The organism is Streptomyces chattanoogensis, from assembly GCF_001294335.1.
Classification (GTDB): Bacteria; Actinomycetota; Actinomycetes; order Streptomycetales; family Streptomycetaceae; genus Streptomyces; species Streptomyces chattanoogensis.
Genome location: NZ_LGKG01000201.1, coordinates 1 through 8,669 on the forward strand (window position 1 = coordinate 1; position 8,669 = coordinate 8,669).

The window sequence follows — 8,669 nt, forward strand, 5'->3', positions numbered from 1 at the left end:
GGCGGGTCGCCGAGGGGCTGTCGTACGAGGCGCCGCAGATCCCGCTGGTCTCGAACGTGACCGGGGAGGTCGCCGCCGAGGGGCTGGTGTGCTCGCCCGACTACTGGGTCCGGCACGTCCGGGAGACGGTCCGTTTCGCCGACGGCGTCCGCGCCCTGGCCGCCGAAGGGGCATCCGTCTTCCTGGAGTTGGGCCCGGACGGTGTGCTGACCGCGATGGCCCAGCACACCCTGGACGAGACGGCGGTGGCGGTCCCCGTATTGCGCAAGGACCGGCCCGAGGAGACCGCGCTGCTGACCGCCCTCGCCCACCGCGCGGACCTCTCGTCGCTGTCGGACAGCCTCGAACTGGACGATGCCGCACTGTCGGCCCTCGTACCCGCCCTGTCCGCCTGGCGCCGCAAGCGCGTCGAGCGCTCGACCGTCGACGGCTGGCGCTACCACGTGGCCTTCAAGCCGCTGCCCGGCGCCGCGCCCGGCACCCTCGCCGGACCGTGGCTGGCGCTTGTCCCGACGGGCGCCGCCGACGACGAGTGGACCGCCGCCGTCCTCGCGGCCCTCGGCGAGTCCGCCGTCACCGTCGAGGCCGACCCGGCCGACCACGGCGCACTCACCGCACAGCTTGCCGAACTCGCCGCACAAGGAACTGCGTGGACCGGAGTGGTTTCCCTGCTCGCGGCCCCGTACGCCGACGCCCTCCCCGCCGGACCGGCATGGCCGAACGAGGCGGTAGCGGCACTGACGGACGCCGGAATCGACGCCCCGCTGTGGTGCGTCACCCGCGACGCGGTGTCGGTGAGCCGCTCGGAGACCGACGTCAGCCTCGCCCAGGCGGCGGTGTGGGGGCTCGGCAGGGTCGCGGCCCTGGACCACCCGGACCGCTGGGGCGGCCTGGTCGACGTACCGCAGACGCTCGACCGGCGCTCGGCCGAACGGCTTCGCGCCGTACTGTCCGGCACCGGCGACGAGGACCAGGTGGCGCTGCGGCCCTCCGGAGCCTTCGGACGACGGCTGGTGCGCGCCACGGACGACACCCCCGCGACCCCGTGGCAGCCGACCGGCACGGTCCTGGTCGTCGGCCCCGCGTCCGGCACCGGCGGACACTGCGCCCGCTGGCTCGCCGAACAGGGCGCCCGGCACCTGGTGCTGGCCGACCCCACCGCACCGGACACGGCGCAGCTGCGCGCCGAACTCGACGCCCTGGGCGTGCCGTTGACGGTGATCGACTGCGCACCGGCCGACGGTGAGGCGCTGCTGAGCGCGCTCGCCGCGCTCCCGGAACCGCTGACCGCGGTGATCTACGCGGAGGGGCCGTCCGACGCCGACGTCTACCGAACCGCCACCGCCGCGGACCCCGGTGCCGCCCTGGTCGCGCTGCGCACCGACGTGGAGAAGCTGGCGGCCGTGGCAGAGGCGGCGACCGGCGATCGCCCCCTGGACGTGTTCGTCCTCTTCTCCTCGATCACCGGGACCTGGGGTGCCGGAGGCCGGGACACCGAGGCCGCGGCCGGAGCGCAACTCGACGCCCTGGCTCGCACGTTGCGCGGACGCGGACTGCCCGCCACGGCGGTCTCATGGGGCGGCTGGGCCGACACCACCTCCGACAGCCTGGCCGCGCACCTGCGGACCAACGGACTGCCCCCGATGGACCCCGCGCGGGCCCTGACCGCGCTCGCCCGCTCCCTGGGCACCGACAGCCCCGCGGTGACGGTCGCCGACGTACGGTGGGACGGGTTCGCGCCCGCCTTCACCCGCAGCCGGCCGAGCGCCCTGTTCGCGGAACTCCCCGAGGCCCGCGAGGCGCTGGCGGAGCCGGACGGCACCGAGCCCGGAACGGCGGACACCGCGACCGGCCTGCGGGCCGAACTTGCCGCCCGACCGGACGCGGAGCGCACCGAGGTCCTGCTGGCCCTGGTCCGCAACCGGGTGGCCGCGGTGCTCGGGTTCGCGGACGCCGACGCCGTACCCGCCGGCCAGGCGTTCAAGGACCTCGGCTTCGACTCGCTGACCGCGGTCGACCTGCGCAACCAGCTCGCCGTCGCGACGGGCCTGGCCCTGCCCGCCACCCTCGTCTTCGACTACCCCACGGCCGACGCGCTCGCCGAGTATCTACGGGCCGAACTCCTCGGCGAGGGCGGGGCGGAACTCCCCGCGGTGGCGCGGGCGAAGACCGCCGACGCCGCCGAGGACCCGGTCGTCATCGTCGGCATGAGCTGCCGCTACCCGGGCGGGATCCGCTCGCCCGAGGACCTGTGGCAACTGGTCATGGGCGAAACGGACGCCATCGGAGGCTTCCCCACCGACCGCGGCTGGGACCTGGACCGGCTACTGCACGGCGACCGGGACGGCCACGGCCGGACCGTCACCGGCCAGGGCGGATTCCTCTACGACGTGGCCGACTTCGACCCCGGTTTCTTCGGGATCGCACCGCGCGAGGCGATGGTGATGGACCCGCAGCAGCGCATCCTTCTGGAAGCCACCTGGGAGGCTCTGGAGCGCACCGGCATCGACCCCGCCCGGCTGCGCGGCGGCGACACCGGCGTGTTCATCGGCGGCGGCTCGGGCGACTACCGGCCCGAAGCGGGCCAGCTGGGGCACGCGCAGACCGCGCAGTCGGCGAGCCTGCTCTCCGGCCGGGTGGCCTACCACTTCGGCTTGGAAGGCCCCTCCGTCAGCGTCGACACGGCGTGCTCGTCGTCCCTGGTGGCGCTCCACCTGGCCGCCCAGGCCCTGCGCAACGGCGAGTGCTCCCTCGCCCTGACCGGCGGTGTGACGGTGATGTCCAGCCCGGTGAACTTCGTCGAGTTCGGCGAGATGGGAGCCCTCGCACCGGACGGCCGCTGCCGGCCGTTCGCGTCCGACGCGGGCGGCACCGGCTGGTCCGAGGGCGTGGGCGTGCTCGTCCTGGAACGGCTCTCGGACGCCCGCCGCAACGGGCACGAGGTGCTCGCGGTGCTGCGCGGCTCGGCCATCAACCAGGACGGCGCCAGCAACGGCATCACCGCGCCCAACGGCCCCTCGCAGCGCCGCGTCATCCAGCGGGCGCTGGCCAACGCGGGGCTGGCACCGGCCGACGTGGACGCCGTGGAGGCACATGGCACCGGCACCACCCTGGGTGACCCCATCGAGGCGCAGGCGCTGCTGGCCACCTACGGGCAGGGCCGTGACCCCCAACTGCCCCTGCTGCTCGGGTCGGTGAAGTCCCATATCGGTCACACCCAGGCGGCCGCGGGCCTCGCCGGGGTGATCAAGATGGTGCTGGCGATGCGCCACGGCGTGCTGCCCAGGAGCCTGCACATCGACGAGCCCTCGGCACACGTCGACTGGAGCGCCGGAGCCGTCGAACTGCTGACGGAGGCGGCCGACTGGCCCCGTACAGGCCGCCCGCGTCGGGCCGGCATCTCGGCCTTCGGCGCCAGCGGCACCAACTCCCATGTGATCATCGAGCAGCCCGCCGTAACCGTGGCGGACGAGCCTGAGAACACCCAGGAGGCGGGCGGCCCGCTGCCGGTCCCCGTGTCCGGCGCCGTGCCGGAAGCGCTGCGGGCCCAGGCCCGGCAGCTGCACGCCTACGTGGCCGCCCGGCCCGACCTCACCGTCGCCGAGTTCGCGCTGTCCACGGCCACCACCCGGTCGGCCTTCACCCACCGGGCCGCCGTCCTCGCCGAAGACCGCGAGGACCTGCTCGCGGGCCTGGCCGCACTCGCCGACGGACTCGACACCCCCCAGGTCCTGCGCGGCCAGGTCGCGGAGCGCCGCGGCAAGCTCGCGGTGCTGTTCTCCGGCCAGGGATCGCAGCGCGTGGGCATGGGCCGGGAACTCCACGCCCGCTTCCCGGTGTTCGCCGAGGCCCTGGACGAGGTGACGGCACGCCTGGACGCGGAACTGGAACTCCCGCTGCGGGAGGTCATGTTCGGGGATGCGGTCGGGGGCGCGGAGCGGCTGAACGAGACGGGCTACACCCAGCCCGCGCTGTTCGCCCTCGAGGTCGCGCTGTACCGACTGGTCGCATCCTGGGGCATCCGCCCGGACTTCGTCGCCGGGCACTCCGTCGGCGAGATAGCGGCCGCGCACGTGGCCGGGGTCTTCTCCCTGGACGACGCGTGCCGGCTGGTGGCCGCACGGGCGCGGCTGATGGACGCGGTGCCCGCGGGTGGCGTCATGGTCGCCGTCCAGGCCACCGAGGAGGAGACCCGGGCGCACCTGACCGACGGCGTGTCCATCGCCGCGGTCAACGGACCGCGGTCGGTGGTGCTCTCGGGCGACGAGGCCGCCGTCCTCGGCATCGCGGAGAAGTTCACCGCCGACGGGCGCAAGACTAGGCGTTTGCGGGTGAGCCATGCATTTCACTCACTGCACATGGACACCGTTCTCGAGGACTTCCGACGAGTCGCCCAAAGCGTCGGTTACGACGCCCCCGCGATCCCCCTCGTGTCCAATGTGACCGGCGAGGTGGCGACCGAGCGGCAGGTGTGCTCTCCGGACTACTGGGTGCGCCACGTCCGCGAGGCCGTCCGCTTCGGCGACGGCGTCCGCACCCTCGCCGACCGCGGTGCGACCGCGTTCCTGGAACTGGGCCCCGACGGCACGCTGTGCGCCATGGCCCAGGAGACCCTGGACACCCTGCCCTCGCAGGCGGTCACCGTACCGGCGCTGCGCAGGCACCGCGGTGAGCAGGAGAGTGTGGTCACCGCGCTCGCCCGGCTGCACGTGGACGGACTGAGCCCGCACTGGCCCGCCCTCCTCACCGGGCCGGGTACCGCGCCCCGCCGCACCGACCTGCCCACCTACCCCTTCCAGCACCAGCGGTTCTGGCCGACTGCCCAGTCCGGCCAGTCCGGCCAGTCCGCCACCGACCCCACCCCGGCGACCGCCGTCGACGACGGCTTCTGGTCGGCGGTACGGGAGGCGGACTTCGCGGAACTAGAGACGACGCTCGACGTCGAACGCGACGCGCTGGCCAAGGTGCTCCCCGCGCTCGCGGACTGGCGCCGCAGGCGCGAGGCGTCCGGCACGGTCGACGGCTGGCGGCAGCAGATCACCTTCACGCCGCTGACCCGCACGCCCTCCCACACCCCGGCGGGCACCCATCTCGCCGTGATCCCGGCAGGGCACGAGCAGGACCCGTGGGTCGCCGACGTCCTCGCGGCCCTGGGCCCGGACACCGTGCGCCTCACGGCACCCGGCACCGACCGCGCCGCCCTGGCCGACCTGCTGCGCCAACAGGCCGCAGAAGGGCCACAGTTCACCACCGTGGTCTCCCTGCTCGCCCTTGCTGCGCACCCCGCCCACCCCGCCCACCCGGCGCACGCCCCCGAGGCGCTGGCCCTCACCACCACCCTGATCCAGGCGCTCGGCGACGCGGACCTCGCCGCACCCCTGTGGTGCGTCACCCGCGGCGCGGTCGCCGCCGCGCCCGGCGAGCCGGTGTCCGGACCCGCCCAGGCCGCCGTGTGGGGACTGGGCCGGGTGGCCGCCCTGGAGTACCCGCAGCGCTGGGGAGGTCTGATCGACCTGCCCGGCACCCTCGACGACCGCTCCGCCGCCCGTCTCGCCGACGTGCTCGCCGCCCCCGGCGGCGAGGACCAGATCGCGATCCGGCCCTCCGCCGTCCTCGGCCGCCGGCTGGTCCCCGTACCGGCCGGGCGGAGCACCCGGGAGTGGAACCCCACCGGAACCGTCCTGATCACCGGCGGCACCGGAGCCCTGGGCACCCACGTGGCCCGCGAACTGGCAGGGGCGGGCGCACCGCACCTGCTGTTGCTGAGCCGCCGCGGCCCGGACGCGCCCGGCGCGGACGCACTGCGCGCCGAACTCACCGCGCTCGGCGCCGACGTCACCCTCACCGCGTGCGACGCCGCCGACCGCGACGCGCTCGCGAAGGTCCTGGCGGACATCCCCGAGACGGCCCCCTTGACCGGCATCGTCCACACCGCCGGCGTCATCGACGACGGTGTCCTGGACAGCCTCACCCCGGACCGCTTCGAGGACGTCTTCCGCGCCAAGGCCGCCTCGGCCCTGGCCCTGCACGACCTCACCAAGGACCTGGACCTGGCCGTGTTCGCCCTGTTCTCCTCGTCCTCCGGAGCGGTCGGCAACGCGGGCCAGGCCAACTACGCCGCCGCCAACGCCTGCCTGGACGCTCTCGCCGAACAGCGCCGGGCCCAGGGCCTGGCCGCGACATCCCTCGCTTGGGGCGTATGGGGCGGCGGCGGAATGGCCGCCGACCAGCGCGCGGCCGACGTGGCCCGGCGCACCGGAATCCGCCCGCTGGACCCGGACCTCGCCGTCGTGGCGCTGCGCCGGGCCGTCATGGACGGGCGGCCCACCGAGGTCGTCGCCGACATCGCACGCGACCGGTTCGTCCGCTCCTTCACCGCCGTACGGCCCAGCCCGCTGCTCGGCGAGCCGGCCGTCGACGCCGGGCACCCGGCGGCGGGGGACACCGGCGAGGACACCACGGGCGACGCGCTGCGCGAGAAGCTGACGGGCCTGCCGCCCGCCAAGCGCACCGAAGCCGTACGGGACCTGGTGCGCACCCGGGCAGCGGCCGTACTGGGACACCCCACAGCCGACGCCGTAGCCGCCGACCGGGCGTTCCGCGACCTCGGCTTCGACTCCCTCAGCGCCGTCGAACTGCGCAACCAGCTCGGCGCCGCGACCGGACTGAACCTGACCGCCACACTCGTCTTCGACCACCCCAACCCCGCCGCCCTGGCAGCCCACCTCCTGAGCCTGCTCGTCCCCGACGAGGACCCGGGGGAGCGCCAGGGGGAGGGGGCAGCCGGCGACGGCGACCTGGACTCCTCCGGCATCAGGGCCCTGCTCGCGTCCGTATCCGTGGCCCAGCTGCGCGAGATCGGCGTGCTCGAACCCCTGCTGAAGCTCGCCGCCGAGCAGACCGCGGCGTCCGGCGCCGAGGCCTCCGCCACGGCAGCGGATGCCTACGACGAGTCGATCGACGCGATGGACGTCGCCGACCTGGTGCAGGCGGCATTCGACGGCAATTCCCCCCAAGAGCGCTGATCCCCCAAGAGTGCTGAAAGAGCGGACCATGACCACATCCAGTGAAACCGTCGTCGCAGCCCTCCGCGCCTCGCTGAAGGAAGCCGAGAACCTGCGCCGCCAGAACCGCAAGCTCGTCGCCGCGGCCACGGAGCCGATCGCGATCGTGGCGATGGCCTGCCGCTACCCCGGCGGTGTGCAATCGCCCGAGGACCTGTGGGAGCTGCTGACCGCGGGCAAGGACGCGATCGGCGCGTTCCCCACGGACCGCGGCTGGGACCTGGACGCCCTGCGGGAAGCCGGGGTCGACCGGCGCGGCAACGCCGTCAGTCAGGAAGGGGGCTTCCTCGACGGCGTGGGGGACTTCGACTCCGGTTTCTTCGGCATCTCGCCCCGCGAATCGGTCACCATGGACCCGCAGCAGCGGCTGCTGCTGGAGACCTCCTGGGAGGCGTTCGAGCGCGCCGGCATCGACCCGACCACCCTGCGCGGCAGCCGCACCGGCGTGTTCATCGGCACCAACGGCCAGGACTACGCCTACCTCCTCGTACGCTCCCTGGCCGACGCCACCGGCGACATCGGCACCGGAATCGCCGCCAGCGCCACCTCCGGGAGGCTGTCCTACACACTGGGCCTGGAGGGCCCGGCGGTGACCGTCGACACGGCATGCTCGTCCTCGCTCGTGGCCCTGCACACGGCGAGCCATGCCCTGCGGGCCGGTGAGTGCGAGCTGGCCCTGGTCGGCGGGGTGAACGTCATGGCGTCCCCCGGTTCCCTGATGGAGTTCAGCAGGCAGGGCGGGCTGGCGGCGGACGGCCGGTGCAAGGCGTTCTCGGACGCGGCCGACGGCACCGGCTGGTCCGAGGGTGTGGGCGTCTTGGTCGTGGAGCGCCTGTCGGACGCCCGCCGCAACGGGCACCCCGTCCTCGCGGTCGTACGGGGCTCGGCCGTCAACCAGGACGGCGCCTCCAACGGCTTCACCGCGCCCAGCGGGCCCTCGCAGCAGCGGGTGATCCGCCAGGCGCTGGCCGGCGCCGGTCTGTCGGCGTCGGACGTGGACGTGGTCGAGGCCCACGGCACCGGCACCCCGCTCGGCGACCCGATCGAGGCCCAGGCGCTGCTGGCCACGTACGGCCAGGACCGTGACCCCGAGCGTCCGCTGCTGCTGGGGTCGGTGAAGTCCAACCTCGGCCACACGCAGGCGGCGGCCAGTGGCCCAAGGCCGACCGGCCGTGGCGGGCAGGTGTGTCCTCGTTCGGCATCAGCGGCACCAACGCACATGTGATCGTGGAGCAGGCGGAACCGGACGAAGAGCCGGTGGCGGAACCGGGGTCGGTGCCCACCGTGGTGCCGTGGCTGGTGTCGGCCAAGACCGAGGAGGCGCTGGCGGCAGGGGTCGAGCGGATCTCCTCGCGCAGGGGTACGGCGTCACCGGTGGACGTCGGGTTCTCGCTCGCCTCGGGCCGTTCGGTGTTCGAGCACCGCGCGGTGCTGCTGGCCCAGTGCCCCGACGGCGAGCTGTCCGAGACGGCCCGAGGCCGCGCGGAGACGGGCCGCCCGCTTGCAGTGCTGTTCTCGGGGCAGGGTGCGCAACGGGTGGGTATGGGGCGGGAGTTGTACGGCCGGTTCCCGGTGTTCGCGGAGGCGTTGGACGAGGTGCTGGCG

The 8,669-nt window shown here is 74.4% G+C and carries 1 protein-coding gene and 1 pseudogene; both read left to right on the forward strand.

The window, feature by feature from the left end:
- Nucleotides 1–7,025 (forward strand): type I polyketide synthase (locus tag ADL29_RS38460; protein WP_425424314.1); only part of this gene is annotated, 7,025 nt, incomplete at its 5' end.
- Nucleotides 6,940–8,669 (forward strand): annotated as a pseudogene (locus ADL29_RS38465) (type I polyketide synthase); the annotation flags it as partial. The gene ADL29_RS38460 and the pseudogene ADL29_RS38465, both read left to right, overlap by 86 nt.